Annotated in this window: 16 protein-coding genes and 1 pseudogene; 3 read left to right on the forward strand and 14 right to left on the reverse strand. The window is 74.2% G+C overall.

Features of this window, described 5'->3' with window-relative positions:
- Window positions 1-93 precede the first annotated feature (93 nt).
- The gene (locus tag RDV89_RS03480) at window positions 94-3,810 is read left to right on the forward strand and encodes a family 78 glycoside hydrolase catalytic domain (protein WP_315731328.1); all 3,717 of its coding nucleotides are present in this window, start codon (window positions 94-96) and stop codon (window positions 3,808-3,810) included.
- Window positions 3,811-3,874: 64 nt separating this feature from the next.
- On the opposite strand, the gene RDV89_RS03485 is transcribed toward RDV89_RS03480, so the two are convergent.
- Genes RDV89_RS03485 through RDV89_RS03495 form a run of 3 tightly spaced genes read right to left on the reverse strand, consistent with a single transcriptional unit; the run spans window position 3,875 to window position 6,920 of the window.
- A complete protein-coding gene (locus RDV89_RS03485) occupies window positions 3,875-4,681 on the reverse strand; it encodes an enoyl-CoA hydratase (RefSeq protein ID WP_315731329.1) in 807 nt (268 codons plus the stop codon).
- Entirely contained in the window at window positions 4,678-5,781 is a 1,104-nt protein-coding gene (locus RDV89_RS03490; RefSeq protein ID WP_315731331.1) for an enoyl-CoA hydratase/isomerase family protein, read from the reverse strand. The genes RDV89_RS03485 and RDV89_RS03490 overlap by 4 nt, the downstream gene beginning before the upstream one ends.
- The gene (locus RDV89_RS03495) at window positions 5,778-6,920 is read right to left on the reverse strand and encodes an acyl-CoA dehydrogenase family protein (protein ID WP_315731332.1); all 1,143 of its coding nucleotides are present in this window, start codon (window positions 6,918-6,920) and stop codon (window positions 5,778-5,780) included. The genes RDV89_RS03490 and RDV89_RS03495 overlap by 4 nt, the downstream gene beginning before the upstream one ends.
- A 198-nt stretch (window positions 6,921-7,118) precedes the next feature.
- Between RDV89_RS03495 and RDV89_RS03500 the strand changes: the two genes are divergently transcribed.
- On the forward strand, window positions 7,119-7,865 hold the full coding sequence (locus tag RDV89_RS03500) for a DUF2238 domain-containing protein (protein ID WP_315731334.1): 747 nt from the start codon (window positions 7,119-7,121) through the stop codon (window positions 7,863-7,865).
- Window positions 7,866-7,867: 2 nt separating this feature from the next.
- Here RDV89_RS03500 and RDV89_RS03505 read toward each other — a convergent pair whose 3' ends face one another.
- The 11 genes from RDV89_RS03505 to RDV89_RS03555 form a co-directional block, all read right to left on the reverse strand.
- On the reverse strand, window positions 7,868-8,617 hold the full coding sequence (locus RDV89_RS03505; protein ID WP_315731336.1) for a ZIP family metal transporter: 750 nt from the start codon (window positions 8,615-8,617) through the stop codon (window positions 7,868-7,870).
- Window positions 8,618-8,675: 58 nt separating this feature from the next.
- Window positions 8,676-9,026, reverse strand: coding sequence for a DUF1801 domain-containing protein (locus tag RDV89_RS03510; protein WP_315731338.1), 351 nt, complete (start codon window positions 9,024-9,026; stop codon window positions 8,676-8,678).
- A 375-nt stretch (window positions 9,027-9,401) separates the two neighbouring features.
- Window positions 9,402-10,484, reverse strand: a complete 1,083-nt coding sequence (locus RDV89_RS03515) for an MSMEG_0565 family glycosyltransferase (protein ID WP_315731340.1) — start codon at window positions 10,482-10,484, stop codon at window positions 9,402-9,404.
- Between the two features lie 11 nt (window positions 10,485-10,495).
- The gene (locus RDV89_RS03520; RefSeq protein WP_315731341.1) at window positions 10,496-11,365 is read right to left on the reverse strand and encodes a carbon-nitrogen hydrolase family protein; all 870 of its coding nucleotides are present in this window, start codon (window positions 11,363-11,365) and stop codon (window positions 10,496-10,498) included.
- Between the two features lie 11 nt (window positions 11,366-11,376).
- On the reverse strand, window positions 11,377-12,753 hold the full coding sequence (locus tag RDV89_RS03525) for an MSMEG_0569 family flavin-dependent oxidoreductase (protein WP_315731343.1): 1,377 nt from the start codon (window positions 12,751-12,753) through the stop codon (window positions 11,377-11,379).
- Window positions 12,750-13,055 (reverse strand): MSMEG_0570 family nitrogen starvation response protein, encoded by a 306-nt coding sequence (locus RDV89_RS03530; RefSeq protein WP_315731344.1) that lies wholly within the window; start codon window positions 13,053-13,055, stop codon window positions 12,750-12,752. The genes RDV89_RS03525 and RDV89_RS03530 overlap by 4 nt, the downstream gene beginning before the upstream one ends.
- The gene (locus tag RDV89_RS03535) at window positions 13,048-13,974 is read right to left on the reverse strand and encodes a carbon-nitrogen hydrolase family protein (protein ID WP_315731346.1); all 927 of its coding nucleotides are present in this window, start codon (window positions 13,972-13,974) and stop codon (window positions 13,048-13,050) included. Before RDV89_RS03535 ends, RDV89_RS03530 begins: the two co-directional genes overlap by 8 nt.
- The gene (locus tag RDV89_RS03540) at window positions 13,971-15,425 is read right to left on the reverse strand and encodes an MSMEG_0567/sll0787 family protein (protein WP_315731347.1); all 1,455 of its coding nucleotides are present in this window, start codon (window positions 15,423-15,425) and stop codon (window positions 13,971-13,973) included. Before RDV89_RS03540 ends, RDV89_RS03535 begins: the two co-directional genes overlap by 4 nt.
- Window position 15,426: 1 nt before the next feature.
- Window positions 15,427-16,494, reverse strand: a complete 1,068-nt coding sequence (locus tag RDV89_RS03545) for an MSMEG_0568 family radical SAM protein (RefSeq protein ID WP_315731348.1) — start codon at window positions 16,492-16,494, stop codon at window positions 15,427-15,429.
- Window positions 16,495-16,504: 10 nt separating this feature from the next.
- Window positions 16,505-17,029 (reverse strand): MSMEG_0572/Sll0783 family nitrogen starvation response protein, encoded by a 525-nt coding sequence (locus RDV89_RS03550; RefSeq protein ID WP_163774083.1) that lies wholly within the window; start codon window positions 17,027-17,029, stop codon window positions 16,505-16,507.
- Between the two features lie 79 nt (window positions 17,030-17,108).
- Window positions 17,109-17,936: an amidohydrolase family protein gene (locus RDV89_RS03555; RefSeq protein WP_315731350.1), complete on the reverse strand. Its 828-nt coding sequence runs from the start codon at window positions 17,934-17,936 to the stop codon at window positions 17,109-17,111.
- Between the two features lie 190 nt (window positions 17,937-18,126).
- Here RDV89_RS03555 and RDV89_RS03560 point away from each other — a divergent pair.
- Window positions 18,127-18,319, forward strand: a pseudogene (locus RDV89_RS03560) (IS3 family transposase); the annotation flags it as partial.
- Between the last annotated feature and the right edge of the window lie 355 nt (window positions 18,320-18,674).

Raw genomic sequence — 18,674 nt, forward strand, 5'->3', positions numbered from 1 at the left:
TGAGAATCTTTGAATCGTTTTACCGATCCCACGTTGAATCGTTTTACGTTGCACGTGTGTCTCGGGTCACACCGGCCCGTCGAGAGGAGAACGATGTCGACGTCGAAGCCACAGCTGGCCGGGGTGGTGGTCGCCTCCACGGCGCTGCTCGCCGCCGGGCTGGTCGCCGGGTCGGTCGGACCCGCCGGCGCCTCGGGCCCACCGGGCCCCGCCCCCGCCGCCGCTCCCACGGCTGCGGGGACGGCGCCCACCGCGCCGATCAGCACCACCGTCAACGACTCCGCCCGTCCGCTCAACGTCGAGGGCACGCCCCGCTTCGGCTGGCTCCCCCAGGACGTCGACCCGGGCGAGGTGCAGACGGCGTACCAGCTGCGCGTCCTCGACGCCGACGGCGCGGACGTGTGGGACAGCGGCGTGCAGGCCTCCGAGGAGCAGAGCAACGTCGCGTACGCGGGCCCCGAGCTGGCGCCCGGCGCGAGCTACTCCTGGCAGGTACGCACGTGGGACCGGACCGAGCAGGTCTCGCCGTGGTCGGAGCCGGCGACCTTCGACACGGGCATCGGCGACGGCGACTGGGACGGCGCCGCCTGGATCAAGCGCACGCCGACCGCCAGCATCTACAGCGTCACGCCGCAGGAGCGGCTGCGGATCGCCGGCAACGGCGGCCAGGCCGCGAACGAGATCGTGCTCGCGGGCACCGGCACCGACTGGACCGACTACGAGCTGTCCGCGCAGGTCACCCCGGTCAGCCGCGCGGCCGGCCTGATCTTCCGCGCCCCCGACACCTCGAGCGGCTACCTGTGGCAGTTCTCGCCCGACGGGCTGAAGACCCACCGTCGCACGAACGGGGCGTACCCGCAGGACGCGCGGCGCACGGTGGCGATCACCCCCGCGATCACGCTGGGCAGCACCTACGACGTGCGCATCCGGGTCGAGGGACAGCGGATCCGCACGTGGGTCGACGACACCCTCGTCGACGACTGGACCGACCCGTCGGCCTCCGGGTCGAGCGCCGGCACCGTCGGGTTCCGCCACGTCTCCAGCGGCGGCGGCACCGACACGGCCGAGTTCGACGACGTCCGCGTCACGACGCTGGACGGCGAGGAGCTCTTCGCCGACGACTTCTCCGACGGCCTCGGCCGCTGGGACTTCCCGACCGGCGGGGTGCAGGAGGCCGACGACTGGAGCCTGCTGCGCACCGACGTCGAGCTGGCCGACAAGGAGATCGTGCGGGCCCGCAGCTACGTCGCGGGCAGCCACACCTACGAGCTGCTGATCGACGGCGAGCGCGCCGACCGCGGCCAGTCGTTCTCCCACCCCGGCGAGGGCTACTACCAGGCCGCCGACATCACCGACCTGGTCCAGGGCCGCACCGAGATCGGTCTCGGCGCGGTGCTGCACTGGTACAGCGGCGGGCAGGGGCGACCGGCCGGCGCGCCGGGTCTGCTGGCCCGCATCGTGGTCGAGTACGCCGACGGCTCCGAGCAGGTCGTCGTCACGGACGACTCGTGGCGCACACGACGCGGCCCCTACACGCAGGCGGGCGCCCGCAACGGCGAGGGCGACTTCGTCGAGCACTACGACGCCACCGCGGCCGCGGCCATCGGCGAGTGGACCGCGCACGGCTACGACGACTCCGCCTGGGCCCCGGCGCAGGAGCTGGGCGCCCACCCGGTCGCGCCCTTCACGGCGCTGACCGGTCAGGAGTCGCGGATCACCGAGACCGTCGTGCACCCGGAGCAGATCCTCGTGGCCGACGACGGCACCGCCGTCGCGGACTTCGGCGTCGTGGTGCCCGCCCGGCCGGCCGTCGACTTCGACGCCGGCGAGCAGGGCCGCACCCTGACCCTGCGCGCCAGCTACCAGCTGCGCGAGGACGGCCGCGTGGCGACCGACTCGGTCGCGACCCAGGGCACCAACATGTCGTTCCCCTACACGCAGGTGGCGGGCGAGCAGAGCTTCGAGGCCTTCACCCACCTCGCCTTCCGCTACCTGGAGATCCCCGGGGCCGGCGAGGAGATCACGGTCGACGACGTCACCGCGACGATCGTGCACACCGAGGTGCCCGAGGGCGACCAGGCGGAGTTCACGAGCTCCGACGAGACCCTCGACGAGGTGTGGGACCTGATGTCGCGCTCGGCGCTCTACTCCGTGCAGGAGCAGTTCGTCGACACCCCCACCCGCGAGAAGGGCCAGTTCCTCCACGACACCGTCAACATCTCGGCGGCCACGACGCTCGGCTTCAACGAGCGCGTGCACTCGCGGCAGGCGCTGCGCGAGTTCCTGGCCTCGCAGGAGCGGCACTGGACCTCGGGCAACGACGCGGGCCGCTTCAACGCGGTCTACCCCAACGGCGACGGCAAGCGGGACATCCCCGACTTCACCCTCACCGTCCCGGGCTGGGTGTGGCAGTACTACGAGCAGAGCGGCGACGAGGAGATGGTCGCCGAGGCGTACGACGCGATCCGCGCGACCGCCGACTACGTGCTGCGCCACATCCCCGAGACCGGGCCCACCGCCGGCCTGGTCACCCAGCTCAGTGGCGGCAGCGGGCAGTACCAGTACGGCATCGTCGACTGGCCCGAGCACGGCCGCTTCGGCTACGACATGACGGCGGCGGCCCGCACCACCGTCAACGCCCTGTCCGTCGACGTGCTGACCCGCGTCGCCGACATGGGCGAGCTGCTCGGCGAGCCCGCCGAGGACGTCGCCGGGCTGCGCGCCGCCCGCGACGAGCTCGTCGCGACCATCAACACCGAGCTGCGCCGCGAGGACGGCCTGTACGTCGACGGGTTGCTCGCCGACGGAACCCAGAGCACCCACGCCGGTCAGCACGCGACCTCGTACGCCATCGCCTTCGACATCGCGCCCGAGGACGAGCGGGTCGAGCTGGCCGCCGCGATCGCGGCGATGGGGATGCGCCAGGGGCCGATGACGGTGCACTGGCTGGCCTCGGCGCTGCGCGAGGGCGGCCAGGGCGACGCGCTGGTGCGGCTGCTGACCAACGAGGACGACTTCGGCTGGGCCCAGCGCCTGGCCGCGGGCGACACCTTCACCTCGGAGGCGTGGCAGCCGGCCGGCTCGGCCAACAGCCTGTCGCACGGCTGGAGCGCCAACGTGATGGGCGACATCGTCGAGGAGATCGTCGGCATCCGCCTCGCAGAGGCGGGGGCACGCTCCTTCGACATCGTCGTGCCCGAGCTCGAGCTGGACGCGGCCAGCGGCACCATCCACACCCAGCGCGGACCCGTCGCGGTCGACTGGGACCGTGGCGACGGCCGCACCGAGGCGAGCGTCAGCGTGCCGGTGAACACCACCGCCACGGTCTCCGTGCCGGTCGCCGACGGCAACGTGGTCGACGCCCGCCGCGGCGACGCCGAGGCGCAGCTCGTCGAGCAGGCCGACGGCCGCGCGGTCTTCGAGATCGGCTCCGGCACCTGGACGTTCACCGAGACCGTCGCGCCCGACCCGGAGCCGGAGCCCGAGCCGGGTTCGGTCGGCACCTACCAGGCTGTGAAGGCCGCGGCCCCCTACCGGTACGCCGGCGTGGGCAAGCCCAAGCGCCTCGCCGTCTGGTACGGCGGCCGCGACGACGCCCGGATCACCGGCCGCGTCTACGTGTCCACCAGGGCGCTCGGCTCGGACGTCGTCACCACGACGTCGTACTGGTACGACGGCTACGGCCGCAACGTGTGGACCCCGTGGTTCACCCAGCGCGGCACGCACCAGGTCTCGGTCTCGTTCGTCCCGAGCGACCCGACCTACCGCGGCGGCAGCACGTCGTACTGGCTGTGGGTCTCGAACCCGTAACCGCCCCCGCACGCAGCGACGCCCCGTCCGCCGGTCCGGCGGGCGGGGCGTCGTGCTGCTGGGCTCAGCGGTGCTGGAACGTGGGGCGCTCCTTGGCCAGGAACGCCTGCATGCCGCTGGTGCGGTCCTCCAGCGCGAACGTCGCGTGGAAGGTGCGGCGCTCGAAGCGCACTCCCTCGGCCAGCGACGTCTCGAACGACCGGGCCACCGCCTCCTTGGCCGCGTAGGCCACCGGCAACGACATGCCCGCGATGGTCGCGGCGACCTCGGCCGCGGTGGCGTCGAGCTCGTCGGCCGGCACCACCCGCGAGACCAGGCCCGCGCGCTCCGCCTCCTCGGCGTCCATCATCCGGCCGGTCAGCACGAGGTCCATCGCCTTGGCCTTGCCGATCGCCCGGGTCAGGCGCTGCGAGCCGCCGATGCCCGGGATCGTGCCCAGCGTGATCTCCGGCTGGCCGAACTTCGCCGTCTCGGAGGCGATCAGCACGTCGCACATCATCGCCAGCTCGCAGCCGCCGCCCAGGGCGTACCCCGACACCGCCGCGACCACCGGCGTGCGCAGGCCGGCGAAGCGGTCCCACGCCGAGAACCAGTCGCCCACGGCCATCGCCGCGTAGTCCTGGGCCGCCATCTCCTTGATGTCGGCGCCCGCCGCGAAGGCCCGCTCGGAGCCGGACAGCAGGATCGCGCCGATCTCGGGGTCGGCGTCGAACGCCAGCGCGGCCGCGACGACCTCCTCCATCAGCTCGACGTTGAGGGCGTTGAGGGCCTTCGGTCGGTCCAGCGTGATCGTGCCGACGCGGCCGATCCGGCCGACGACGATGTTGCGGGGCTCGCCCGCGGACTCGGACGACTGGGGGGACTCGCTCACTGCTGCTCCGTTCGGTCGGGGTGGGGGAGGTCGAGCTCGCGGGACGGCTCGAGGGGCTCGAAGTGGGCGCTGACCACGTCGGCGGTGACGTCGTCGGCGGAGGCCGGGCGCCAGCGCGGGCTGCGGTCCTTGTCGATGACCTGGGCCCGGATGCCCTCGGGGAAGTCGTGGCCGCGCAGCATCCGCAGGACGATGCGGTACTCCTGCGCCAACGCCTCCTCGAGCGAGCCCATCGCTCGGGCGCCACGGAGGGCGCGCAGCGTCACGGCGACCGCGGTCGGGGACTTGGCGGCCACCGCGTCGGCGGCCTCGGCGGCCTCGGGCTCCGGACGCTCGCGCAGGGCGGCGAGCACGTCGCGTACGTCGTCGGCGGCGAAGCCGGCGTCCACCCACGGGCGGGAGGCCAGCAGCCGCGAGGCCGGGGGCTCGGTCGTGACCTCCCCGAGAGCCTCGTCGAGGGGCCGCGCGGCCAGCAGGTCGACGAGCCGGTCGAGGTCGCCCGAGGCGACGTAGTGGTCGGCCAGGCCGATCGCGATCGCGTCGGCGCCGTCGACGTGGCCGGCGGTCAGCGCCACGTAGGTGCCCAGCTCGCCGGGGGCGTGCGAGAGCAGCCAGGTGCCGCCGACGTCGGGCACGAAGCCGATGCCGGTCTCGGGCATGCCGATGCGCGTGCGCTCCGTGACCACCCGCACCGAGCCGTGGGCCGAGACCCCCACGCCGCCGCCGAGGACGATGCCGTCCATCAGCGCCACGTAGGGCTTGGGGTAGCGGGCGATCAGGGCGTTCAGCACGTACTCGTCGCGCCAGAAGTCCTCGGACCCGGTGCCGCCCGTCGTGGCGTCGCGGTGGATGGCGACGATGTCGCCGCCGGCGCACAGGCCGCGCTCCCCCGCGCCGCGCAGCACCACGACCTCGACGCTCGCGTCGTCGGCCAGCTCGCGCAGCGCCCGGTCGAGCAGACCGACCATCTCGTGGGTCAGGGCGTTGATCGCCCGCGGCCGGTTCAGGGTCAGCACGGCCGCCCGGCCGCGCCGCTCCAGCAGCACCGGCGCCTCGGCCGGGGCCGCCTGGACCGTGACGTCGCTCGTCTGGCCGCTCATGCCGCGCGCTCCAGCACGGCCCGGCTGATGATCACCCGCATGACCTCGTTCGTCCCCTCCAGGATCTGGTGGACCCGCAGGTCGCGCACGACCCGCTCCACCCCGTACTCCGCCAGGTAGCCGTACCCACCGTGCAGCTGCAACGCCGCGTTCGCCGCATCGAAGCACTCATCGGTCACGAACCGCTTCGCCATCGCACACAGCTTCAACGCATCCGACGACCCCGCGTCCAACGCCCCCGCCGCCCGCTCCAACAGGCACCGCGACGCCTCCAACGCCGTCTCCATGTCCGCCACCCGGAACTGCAACGCCTGCTGCTCGCTCAACGGCCGACCGAACGCCACCCGCTCCCGCAGGTGCGCCACCGCCCGCTCGACCGCCCACGACGCCCCACCCAACGAGCACGCCGCGATGTTCAACCGACCCCCGTCCAGACCCCGCATCGCGATCGCGAAACCCTGACCCTCCTCACCCAACAGGTGCGAGGCCGGCACCCGCACACCGTCCAGGACCACCTGACGGGTCGGCTGCGCGTTCCAGCCCATCTTCCGCTCGTTCGCCCCGAACGACAGCCCCTCGCTCTCACCCGGCACCAAGAACGCCGACATCCCCCTCGGGCCCGGGCCACCGGTGCGCGCCATCACCACGTACGCATGCGTCGACCCCGCACCCGAGATGAACTGCTTCACCCCGTCCAGCACGTACTCGTCACCCTCACGCCGCGCGCTCGTGCGCACCGCCGCCGCGTCCGAACCCGCATCCGGCTCGGTCAGGCAGTAGCTCGCCAACCGCGTCATCGCCGTCAGCTCCGGCAACCACGCCGCCCGTACCTCCTCGGTCGCGTACGCGTCGATCATCGCCGCCGCCATGTTGTGGATGCTGATGTACGCCGCGACCGCGACATCACCCCGCGCCAGCTCCTCGAAGATCCGCACCGCCACCCGCCGCGGCAACCCGATCCCCCCGTGCTCCTCACCCACGTACAACCCGCCCAGGCCCAGCCCACCGGCCCGCGCCAACGCCTCGACCGGGAAGATCTTCTGCTCGTCACGCTCCTGCGCGAACGGCGCCAGCTCACTGCCCGCGAACGCGCGCACCGCCCCCACCATCGCCTCGACGTCGTCGTCGTCCAGGTTCACAGGCGTCCTTCCAGCCGTCGGTCCTCCACCGCGCGCGCGGCCCGCCCACCCTCGCCACGAGAGACGCACGACACAATGCCCGGTCGCGCAGGGCGGGTGTGCACCATCGCACAGCGTCGCGACGATCAGGTCGCACGGCCCCCGGCTCGGTAGTCTCCGGGACCGACCATCCCCGCCCTCCCCCGACCTTCCGGACCGGTGACACCAGTGGAGACCCCCGACCCCCTGCGCCCGACGGCAGCGGCGCCCGTGGCCCCCGCGGCGCCGGCGGCGCCCGCCGGGCACCTGTCCGGGACGGAGGCCGGCACCGTGCACGGCGCGGTGAAGCTGGTCGACGTCGCCGCCAAGACGACGTTGGTCGTGATGCTGGTGGCCGCGCTCGTCGACCCCGACGGCGCCCACCTGCGCGACAAGGGCGCCGAGGCCCGCGCGATCGGCTACACCGCCGCGGCCTTCGCGCTGCCGGCCCTGTGGTTCGCGCTGTGGCAGCACCGGGTGCGCTTCCCCTGGCTCGCGGACACCCTGATCACCGTCACGTGCTTCAGCGACATCCTCGGCAACCGGCTGGACCTCTACGACAGCATCTGGTGGTTCGACGACTGGATGCACTTCTTCAACCTGGTCCTGCTCGCCGCCGCCGTCATCGTGCTGACGCTGCCGCGCACGGCCTCGCTCGGAGCGCTCGTCGAGCGGGCCCTGGCGTTCGGTGCCACGGCCGCGATCGCGTGGGAGCTGGCCGAGTACGCCGCCTTCCTGTCCGAGTCGACCGAGAAGCGCTTCGCCTACGAGGACACGCTGGGCGACCTCGGGCTCGGCGTGGTGGGCGCCGTGGTGGGCGCGTGGGTCGTGCACCGGCTCTGGGCCCGCGGCCGGCTGCGCCACGCGGAGCCCGTGGTGCAGGTGCCGCCGGCCGGCGAGGCGCCGACGGCGGGCCAGGTCCGCTAGCGCTACGCGCGGCCGACCACGAAGGCGAGCAGGAAGCCGGTCGCGGCGATGAGCCCGGCGTACAGGTGCGTGCGCTCGAACGCCTCCGGGATCATGGTGTCCGCGACCATCGCCAGGATCGCGCCCGCGGCCAGCGCGGTGATCACGGCGAGCGCCTCGGGCGGCGCGCCCTGCAGCAGCAGGGCGCCGAGCAGGGCGGCGAGGCCGCTGGCGAGCGCGATGCCGACCCACACGCCGAACACGTAGCGCGCGCTGCGCCCGTTCCGCTTCATGCCGGCAGCGCTGGACAGCCCCTCGGGCACGTTGGAGATGACGATCGCGGCGAGGACCGGTACGCCCACGCTGCCGCCGCCGAGCAGCGAGACACCCAGCACGACCGACTCCGGGACCCCGTCGAGCAACGCGCCCACCGCGATGGCCGCGCCCGACCCCGGCTGGTCCGACTCGCTGGCCTGCTGGTCCTGCGACCGCTTGCGGTGGGCGGCTCCGCGCCGGGCCAGTGCGACGTTGGCGAGCACGTAGGTCACCGCGCCGGCGAGGAAGCCGACCGCGGTGGGCACCAGACCGCCGGTCGACGCCGCCTCGTCGACGAGCTCGAACGACAGCGCCGAGATCAGCACGCCGGACCCGAAGGCCATCACGGAGGCGACCACCCGCTGGGGCACGCGGACGAACCAGGCCACGAGCGCGCCGACGACGAGGGCCCCGCCCCCGACCAGGCCCCACGCCCCGGCCTCCAGCCAGACGGGCACGTCAGGCCCCGCTCGTCGCGCTCACCCGGTCAGCGTAGGCACGCGGGCGCAGATCGGCTCACGCCGTCGCGGCGCGGACGATCTCGGCGACGCGGCGCTCGGTCGCCGCGTCCACGGCGTCGAAGTACCACGCGGAGGGCCTCAGGCGCCCGTCGCCCTCGCCGCCCGGGACGCGGGCGGCCTTCTCGCTCACGCCGAGCACCATGACGTCGTCCTTGCGCACGAAGACCAGCACGGGGGTGCTCGCCGTCCTCGCGTAACCGGGCATGCCGTACCAGATCCGCGGCTTGAGGTGCGGGGCCGCTTCGAGGATCACCTCGTGCATCCGCTGCACGGCACTGCGCTCGGGCTGGTCCAGCCCGGCGATCTTCGCGAGCACCTGCTCGAGGTTCTTCTCGTCCTTGGTCATGCGTGTGTCCTCTCGCTGGCCGACGCGCGGGCGTCGACGTCATGGGGTGCGTCCAGCGACGCAACACTCCATGCGGACGTGTGCCTGGCGACAGGCCCTCTCCGTCATGATTCGGACGACCGGGCGTCCGGGAGCGCGGGTGAGCCCGCTCAACGTAGCAGCAGCCCGACCGGAGGTTACGCCGACGGTTCCACAGTCCGCGGCCCGCAGAGCGCTGGCCGAGGCGAACCGGCGACACGCGGAGTCCGACACGTCAACGCTCCCTGGTCCATGTGGGCCGACTTCGCAGACCAGCGAGAGGCCGCCGTACCGGGCGGGTCGATGTTCGGGCATCGGATCGGCCCCGTCGGGTGAGTGCCGCGGCGCCAGATCCCGTCAACCGTGCGCGTACCACTCCAGGTGCCGGCCTGCCGCCGCCTCCCACGTGTACGACACAGCCAGCTCCCGCCCGAGGTCCGGGTCGAGCGGCGAACGCAGCGCGCGGTCGAGGGCGGAGGTCAGCTCCGGTACGTCGGCGCCGAAGAGCACCGCGGGGTCGAAGACCTCGCGGAGCACCGGCAGGTCGCGACAGACGACCGGGACGCCGGCGGCCAGGGCCTCCATCGCGGCGAGCCCGAAGCCCTCCTTGGTCGAGGGGAACCCGAGCACCGCGGCCTCGGCCACGAGGGACGGCAGGTCGGGGTCAGGGACCGGGCCGAGCACGACGGGAGTCACGCCGAGCTCCGCAGCGCGGGACTCGAAGGCGGCGCGGTAGTCGCGGTAGTCGAAGAGCGTCTCACCGCCGCCGACCACCAGCTCGAGGTCAGCGTGGTCGGGTGACGAGTGCCGCAGTGCGGCGAACGCCTCGAGCAGGTCGAGCGTGCCCTTGCGCGGCTCGATCCCGCCGAGGGCCAGCACGTAGCGCCCCAGGTGGGCGGCCCACGTCGCCCGGCCGACCGCGTCCCCGGCACCGCCCGCGAACCGGGCCGCGTCGACCCCGTTCGGCACGACCACGGGCGTGCGTCCCCACCCTTCCTCGACCTCGGCGGCGACCGAGGCGGACACGCAGAGCAGGTGGGTGGGCAGCGCGACGGCACGGTCATGGCAGGCCACGAGCTCGGGCGTCGTGAAGGTGTCGAGGTGGTGCACGGTGCGTCGGCACGGCAGGCCGGCGCCCAGCGCCGCGTTGGCCGAGATGCAGTCCTGGGCGTGCACGACGTCGTACGACGGCCCCGCTGCCCGGAGGGCGGCGCCCAGCACCTCGATCGAGCGCAGGATCCGCTCGCCGACGCTCTCGTCGTCCCGTGCCTCGAAGGGCACGGCATGCACCCCGACCCCGGGCGCGACGGGACGGAAGAAGGCGGTGTCCCCGCCACGCCCCAGCGTCCAGACGTCGACCTCCGCCCCCAGCCCGACGAGCGCCTCCGCGAGCGCGAGCGTGTGGACGACGCCGCCGCGCGGCTTCGTCGAGTAGGTCACGAGCGCGATCCTCACCCGTCCAGGCTCCCGTACGCCGCTGGCGAGCGCTCCGCGAGGTGGTGGAGCAGCCGCCGGGCCCGGGCGACCTCCACGTCGACGTCGACCTCCGCCAGCGCGAGCCCGCCCTTGGACGAGGTGCGCGCCAGCACGTCGCCGCCCGGGCCGACCACCTTGGCCTGGCCGAGGAACCGCAGCCCGCCCATCACGCCGGTCTGGTTGGACGACACCCAGACGACCTGGTTCTCGGCGGCGCGGGCCGCGTCGTACAGGTCGAAGAGACGGGACTGCCGGTCCTGCGGCAGGCGGGAGGCGCGGTCGGTGACGCTCGCGGGCCACGCCGAGAGGCAGGCCAGGAGCCGTGCGCCGTCGAGGGCGAGGGTGCGCGCCGCCTCGGGGAACGTCTTGTCGTAGTCGATGAGCATCCCGAGCCGCCCGACCGGGGTGTCGAAGGCCTCGAAGGTGGTGCCGGCGGCGTAGACGAGCGACTCCCCCGCCGGCTGGTGGACCTTGCGGTGCCGTCCGAGCACGCCGTCGCCGGTCACGGCCAGGGCGGTGTTGTAGAGCCGCACCTCCGGCCCCGCGGGGTCGCCGGGGCGGTCGACGACGACCTCCTCGGCGTACCCGAAGCACACCACCATGTCGCCCGCCAGCGCGACGATGCGCTGCACCTCCCACGAGTCCTCGGCCAGCGCCGGCGGCAGCGCGGCCGGGTCGGGGTGCCGGAGGTCGGACAGGTAGCCGCCCAACGTCGCGTCCGGCAGCACGAGCAGGCCCGCGCCCGCCGCCCGGGCGTCGCCGATGATGCCCTCGACCTTCGCGAGGGCACGCTGGACGTCCCGCCCGAAATGGGCGGCGACGGCGGCGATGCGGAGGGCGGGCACGGCCGGTGACCCTAGCGCGCGGTGGCTGCGGCGGTCTCGACCCGCACGTCGCGACCCCACGGCCCCGGGGACACCTCGCGGGCGAGCGCGGACGCGGCGGGCGTGGTGCGCGTCGGGCGTCCCGTGATGCAGCCGGCGACGTGCTCGGCGTCGGCCGCGATCCCGAGGAAGCGGCCCGAGCCCCACGTGTGCAGCCAGGGCAGGCCGAGGAAGTAGAGGCCCGGCACCGCGGTCACCCCGCGCGTGTGGGTCGGTCGCCCCGTGCCGTCGAAGACCCCGACGCGCACCCAGCGGTAGTCCGGGCGGTAGCCAATCGCCCACACCACGCTCGTGACGCCCGCCGCGGCGAGGTCCAGCGACCCCGGCTCGGTCTCGGGCTCCCAGACGGGCTCGTACGGCGCGGCCGGCGCCGCGTCGATCCCGGCGCCCTCCGCGTTGCGCGCCTCGATCCAGCGGTCGACGTCGCGGCAGATGGAGCGGTAGGTGTCGTCCGCGGCGTCGAGCGCGGCCCGCAGGGTGGGGCGGAACGTCAACGTCGTGCCGCTGCCGGCCCCGAGGCCGTCGAGCAGCCCGTAGAGCCGCATCCCCTCGGCCGCGAACGCCCGCAGGTCGATGTCGCGCCCACCGTCGCGGCCCGTCACGTAATGGTTGGTCTTCTCGCGGGCGGCGAGGCCGCCGGGGTACTGCGCCACCGACGTGTCGTAGAGCCCCATCTCGGCCAGCCACGTCATCACGTCGCGGCCCCGGTGCCAGCGGGCGACGCGCGGCGCGTCACCCACGGCGAGGTGGACCCGACGCCCGGCGAGGTGGAGGTCCTCGGCGATCTGGGCGCCGGACTGGCCGGTGCCGACGACGAGCACCTCGCCGTCGGGGAGCGCGTCGGGGTTGCGGTAGTCCGCCGACTGCAGCTGCGTCACGGACGGCGAGAGCGCCGGGGCCCAGGCGGGCACGATCGGCACGTGGTAGCCACCGGTCGCCACGACGACCTGGTCGGCCTCCCACACCTCGGGCCCGGCGGGCCCGACCGCGTCGACGACGAAGCCACCGCCCTCGCGCTCGGTGAGCGCGGTGACGCGGGTGTGCTCGCGGAGCGGCGCGCCGAAGCTCGCGGGGTAGCCCGCCAGCCACGCGACGACCTCGTCGCGGGTCATGAAGCCGTCGGGATCGGGTCCGTCGTAGGACCAGCCCGGCAGCCGGCAGTGCCAGTTGGGCGTGACGAGGGTGAAGGCGTCCCAGCGGGTGTCGGCCCACTCGTGGGTGGCAGTGCCGGCCTCGAGCACGACGTGGTCGACGCCGTCGCGGGTGAGGTACCAGCTGGTCGACAGTCCGGCCTGGCCGCCGCCGACCACCACGACGTCGGTGCGGTGCAGGGTGGGTGCGGTGCTCATCGGGGAGCCTCCTCGGGCAGGGGCGGGAACAGGCGCAGCACCTCGACGGAGGCGTCGGGCGCGTGGGTGGCCGCGCGGACCTCGATCCGGTCGAGCGACGCGGCCGAGGCGGTGCACGCGAAGCCGTAGCGCGCCCTGACCCGCTCGCTCGCCTCCGCCAGGGCCGCGGCGGAGCGGCGCGTGAACTCCTCGACGGTGTAGGTGGCCCCCTCGTCGAGGTGGTCGTGGACGACGAGGGAGGGCGACCAGCAGTCGGTGACGGCGCCGTCGGGCCAGCGCACGGTGAAGGTGGCCTCAGGCACGGACCGGGTCCCGCGTCGGGGCGCCCTGCGCGAGGGTCGCCGGGTAGGTGTCCGGACGGCGGTCGCCGAGGTGGAACATCGCCCGCCGGGCGGTCTCGAGCGCGGCCGGCACGTCGACGTGGGCGACCGCGAGACCGGCGGCGGTGCCGGTGCTCGCGAGCACGTCACCGCCCGGGCCCACGACCTTCGCGTTGGCGACGAAGCGCAGCGACCCGAAGGTGCCGTGCTGGTTGGAGGCAACCCACACGACCTGGTTCTCCAGCGCCCGCGCGGCGTCGAACAGGTTGAAGCGCGTCGTCCAGCGGTCCTGGGCGATGTCCGCGGCGCCGGCGGTGCGCGAGGCCGGCCACGCCGAGATACAGGTGACGACCTCGGCCCCGTCGAGCGCGAGCGCGCGGGCCGCCTCCGGGAACGCCTTGTCGTAGCAGATCAGCGCGCCGACGCGCCCGGCCGGCGTGTCGAACGCGGCGTACGTGTCGCCCGCGGCGTAGAAGAGGCTCTCCCCCAGCGGCTGGTGCACCTTGCGGTGCGCCCCGACGAGGCCGTCGCCGGTGACGATGGCGGCCGTGTTGTAGCGCTCGGCGCCGTCCGACTCGCACAGCCCGACGACGAGCGTCATCTCGCGGGCGATGGCGGCGACGCGGCGCAGCTCGGGACCGTCGAGGTCCATGACGGGCGGCAGGTCGGCCGGCAGCTCGTCGCCGCTGCCGTCGCGGCCGCGGCCGAGCACGGACAGGTAGCCGCCCAGGCAGGCCTCGGGCAGGGCGAGGAGGCGCACGCCCTGGGCGCGGGCGGCCTCGACGTGGGCGGCGACCTGGGCGAGGTTCTCCTCGACGTCGCGGCCGAAGCCGGCGCAAGCGGCGGCGACCGCGGGGGTGCCGGCCGCGCTGCTGCCGGGAGTGGTGGCGGGAGTGCTCATGCGGGTCCCATTCCTGTGACGGTGTGACGGACGGCTTCGGTGACGACGCCGTCCGGCCAGCGCAGCCCGACCCCGGTCCCCGGGGTGAGCCCGCCGCAGCGGGCGGTGTCGACGTGGTGGGGCAGCGCGGCCGCGAGGCCGGGGAGCGCGGTGGGGCGCTCGGCGGTGACGACGGCGAAGCCCGGGAAGCAGGTGAGCCAGTCGCCGACGCGCGCGTCGGCGGGCGTGGGGATCGCTGCCACGTCGAGCACGGCGCGGCAGCCGCTCGCCTCGGCGAGCATCCCCGTGGTGCCGACCAGGCCGCTCATCGAGACGTCCTTGGCGGCGGTGGGCGCCAGGGCCGGTACGACGCGGGCCTGCGCCCGCAGGTCCTCGGGCCGACGGTGGGAGGTGGAGTCCCACTGCAGGCCGGTGTAGCCCGGGCGCCAGCCGCCACCGAGGTCGGCGGTCACCCGGAGCACGTCGCCGGCGCGACCGCCGCCCCCGGGCACGGGGCGCGGCAGGGCGTCGTCGGTGCGGCCGAGCGCGGTCACCGACAGGGCCGCCGGGACGCCGAGCTGCGTGTGGCCGCCGAGCACCGGCACGCCCCACGCGGCGGCGGCGTCGCCGAGGCCGCGCAGCACGCGGCGCGCGAAGGAGGCGTCGCGCGCCCCGACCGCGTCGAGGAGGCCGACGGGGTGGGCGCCCATGGCCGCGAGGTCGTTGACGTTCACGAGCACCGCGCACCAGCCGGCCCACTCGGGGTCGCGCTCGACCATCGACGGCAGGATCGCGTCGCAGGCGGCGACGAGGCCGTCGGCGCCGGGGACGGGGGCGGCGTCGTCCCCGACGTACCCCGCCGGCACCCCGGCGCGCAGCGGGTCCAGCAGCCGGCCGAGCGCCGCCTTCGTGGCGTCCGCAAGCCGCTGGACGCGGTCGATCGGCCAGTCCATGACGACGTGCGCCGTGCCGTGCGCGGTCACCGAGGCGCGGGTGCGCCAGCCGAGCCGCGTGAAGAGCCGCTCGTTGGCGACCTGCACGACGGCGTCGAACCGCAGCGCGCCCTCCGCCTCGGCGCGGGCGCAGGCGGCGCGCACGAGCGCGGGACCGAGGTGCCCGACGCTGCGGGCGCCAGGGGCGACGACCAGCCGGCTCCCCCGCCACCAGCCGATGTCCCGGGCCCGGACGGAGCCGTCGGCCTCGGGCGCCGGGTGGAGGCGCACGCCGCCCAGCACCGTGCCGTCGCAGGCGCGGGCGAGCAGCACGACGGTGCGGGGGTCGTCGTCGACCGCGTCGGTGTCGTCGTGGGCGAAGAGCCCCTGCTCGGCGACGAACACGTCGCGCCGCAGGCGCCGGTACGCCGCGTGCTCCGCCACCGACGCGGCCTCGGCCACCGACCAGCCGGGGGCCGGGGTGCGCGCAGGGGCGGCGTCGCGCCGCACCCCGGTGAGGACGTGGAGGTCGAGCGTCACCTCAGGCCCCCTCGCACGAGAGCGCGGAGCAGGCGCCGCAGGCCGCGCAGCCGGCGGACTGGTCGGCGCCGGCCATCCCGGCCGCGCGCAGGAGCGCCGCGACGCGGGTGGTCACGTCGGCGACGACCCGCGGGTCGGGGGCCGGGACGTGGTCGACGTCGGTCGCGAGGGTGCCCGCGAGGGGTCGGAAGGGGACGACGAAGGGATAGACGCCCATCGCGATGAGCCCGGCCGCCGCGGCGACGAGCTCGTCGGGGTCCTCGCCGAGGCCGACCAGCACGTAGGTCGAGACCTCGTTCCAGCCGAAGACGCGGACGGCCTCGGCCCAGGCGGCGCGGTACTCCGCCATCGGCACGCTGCCCTTGCCCGGCATCCAGCGGCGACGCACCTCGTCGTCGAGCGACTCCACGTGGATGCCGATCGAGCTGGCGCCCGCCTCCCTCAGCTCGGTGATGGTCGCGAGGTCGCCGGGCGGCTCGCACTGCACCTGGATCGGCAGGTCCGGGAGCACGGCGCGCACGGCCCGGACGCAGCGGGCCAGGTGGGTGGCGCCGCGGTCGCGGCCCGTCGAGGTGCCGGTCGTCATGACGACCTGCGTGATCCCGTCGAGCTCGTGGGCGGCGCGGGCCACCTCGGCGATCTGGGCCGGGGTCTTCACCGCCACCGTGGCGCCCGCCCGCAGCGACTCCTCGATGGCGCAGAAGCGGCAGCGCTCGGCCTCGGCGTACCGGGCGCAGGTCTGCACCACCGTCGTGGCCAGCACGTTGGAGGAGTGCAGGCGCGCGATCTTCTCGTAGGGGACGCCGTCGGCGGTCGTGAGGTCGTAGAACCGCGGGCGGCGGATCGCCTCGAGGCCGAGGCCGGTGTCGGCGCCGTCGAGGAGCAGCTTGCCGCCCCGGACGGTGTAGGGGCTGCGGGGGTTGAGGGGGATGGCCGCGCCGACCCCGCCCAGCAGCACGTGCCCGTCGTCGCTGGGTCCCGCGCCGGCACGGCGCGCGACGGGGGCGTCGAGGAGACGGATGCCCTGGATGGCGACGTCCACCCGGGTGGAGGGGGCCGGTGCGGTCATCGTCCGGCCCTCAGAGGTTGTAGACGGAGTTGATGATGGCGCCCTTGTTGGCGTAGTGGATGACCGCGTCCTGCACGTCGAGCGGGTGCGCGGGGATGACGCCCTCGATCAGGTCCTCCTCGCGGCTGCCGTGGAGCGCGAGCCCGAAGCGGCAGCAGAAGACCGTGCCGCCCTCCTTCACGAACGTCTTGATGGAGTCGTTCATGTTCTGGTTGCCGGGGAAGGCGACGTCGCCCGTCGTCGGGAAGCCACGGGTGTCGACGCAGGCCAGGGCGCCCGGGCCGTAGAAGTAGAGCGCCGACTCGAAACCCTTGCGCAGTGCGCGCGTCGCCTGGAGGACGGCGACGAAGCTGACCGAGCTCTCGTGCGGGATGCCGTGCACGAGGGTGAGGTAGCTCTGCCCCTCGCTCGCCTGGTAGTCCGGGAAGATCTTCGTCGAGCCGTAGAGGTTGGTGCCCTTCGGCTGCGAGGGGTGCGGGATCTCGGCTACGGACTTCTCGATGTTGGCCATGATCTCGTCGTCGAACGTGGGCATGCGGGTCTCCTTGGGTGGTCCGGCTTGCGGGTACGGCGGGTCGGGTACGGCGGGTCGGGTACGGCGGGTTGGTGCGGTCTCAGCCCCCGTAGAGGGCCTCGAAGTTGCCCCGGAAGAGCGCGGCGGTGAGCTCGGGGTCGTCGGTCGCGGCAGCCAGGCGGGCGAACTCGCCGGCGTGGTCGCCCCAGGGGGTGTCGGTGGCGAAGAGGACACGGTCGGCACCGACACCGCGTCGCTGGATCTCCTCGCAGAGCCACACGGGGGCGAACCCGATGGCCCAGGAGGTGTCGGTGTAGACCTGCTTGCCTGCCTCGATCCAGTCGAAGAACCGGCCGCCGATGAGCTTCAGGTGACCGCTCATGCCCCCGCCGAGGTGGACGAGGTGGATCTTGGTGGCGTCGCCGTGGCGCTCCACCAGCTCCCCGATGCGGTCGACGTCGGAGGCGGCGCCGGGCGAGGTGTGCACGTGGACGACGAGGTCCAGATCGGCGGCCGTGGTGAAGATCCGGTCGAGCTCGACCCGGCAGTCGGGGTCGTCGACGGAGCCGCCGAGCAGGAAGCTGGTCTTGAGCGCGGCGACCCCCTCCTCCGCAGCCAGGGCGAGCGCCGCCGTGTTGCGCTCCGCGTCGGAGGCCTTGGGTGAGACCCACAGGCCGCAACGGATCCGGTCGTCGACCTGCGCCGCGTCGAGGGCGAGGTGATTGAGGCGGAACGAGACGTCGGGGTCCGGCACGCCGTAGTTCGGAAGCACCAGCGCCCGCTCGGTCCCCTCCGCGTCGAGGTCGGCCACGAGCTCGGCGACGCTCTCGCGGGCGGTCACGTCGGGCTGGATCGCCGGACCACCGTAGAAGGGGTACGCCGGCAGCCGACCGATGTGCCGGTGGGCGTCGTGAGCCGTGAACGTCATGGGAGAAGTCCACGAGCCGGATGTTTCGGACTGGTCACGTCTGGAAGACGGTGCGCGTCCCGGTGCGTAAGTTCGACGTAAACCGGCCGGGGACGGTGACGAGTCCGGCGAGTCCGGCGAGTCCGGCGGCTCGCCCGCCGTCAGCCGGTCGAGGGCCTCGACGCGACGGCTCGGCACACACGAAGCTACGTTCCCGCTGGTCCCTGACCTCGCCGCCGATGAGACCGGCCCGGTCCCTGTCGCGGTGACCTGCCGGGTGCCCGGCAGCTCCCGGCAAGGGTTCTACGCCTCGACAGGGAACCGGTCAGTGACCGCGACCTGGTCGACGCCTACCTCGCAACGCCGCTATCGACATCCCCCTCGACGATCCCGAGCTCGGCTGGACCAAGCCGCCCCACCGGCGGGGCGCCGTCGATCGCACGAACGGCCGGCGCCGGAGACCGACCACGTGGATCAGCAGGACGAGCACCAGATCGACCAACCCCGACGCGTTGCCGGCGACGCCGTCCGTCACAGCCGGCTCGTGGAGAGCTGCACCGGCGAGCAACCGGTGCTACGGCGCGCACAGCGCTCGGCGCTCCGAACACCCGCGGGCCCGACCCGAAGGTCTGAGACTACGGCACGGCTTCGGCAGGCCAGCCGCGTCCGACCGCTGACAGCCGGTGCCGCCCTCCACCACCCGAACACCTAGCAGAAAGGCCCCCGACCCGCGTCTTCGCAGGTCAGGGGCCGTTCGCC

This window comes from Nocardioides imazamoxiresistens, assembly GCF_032378595.1.
Taxonomy (GTDB): Bacteria; Actinomycetota; Actinomycetes; order Propionibacteriales; family Nocardioidaceae; genus Nocardioides; species Nocardioides imazamoxiresistens.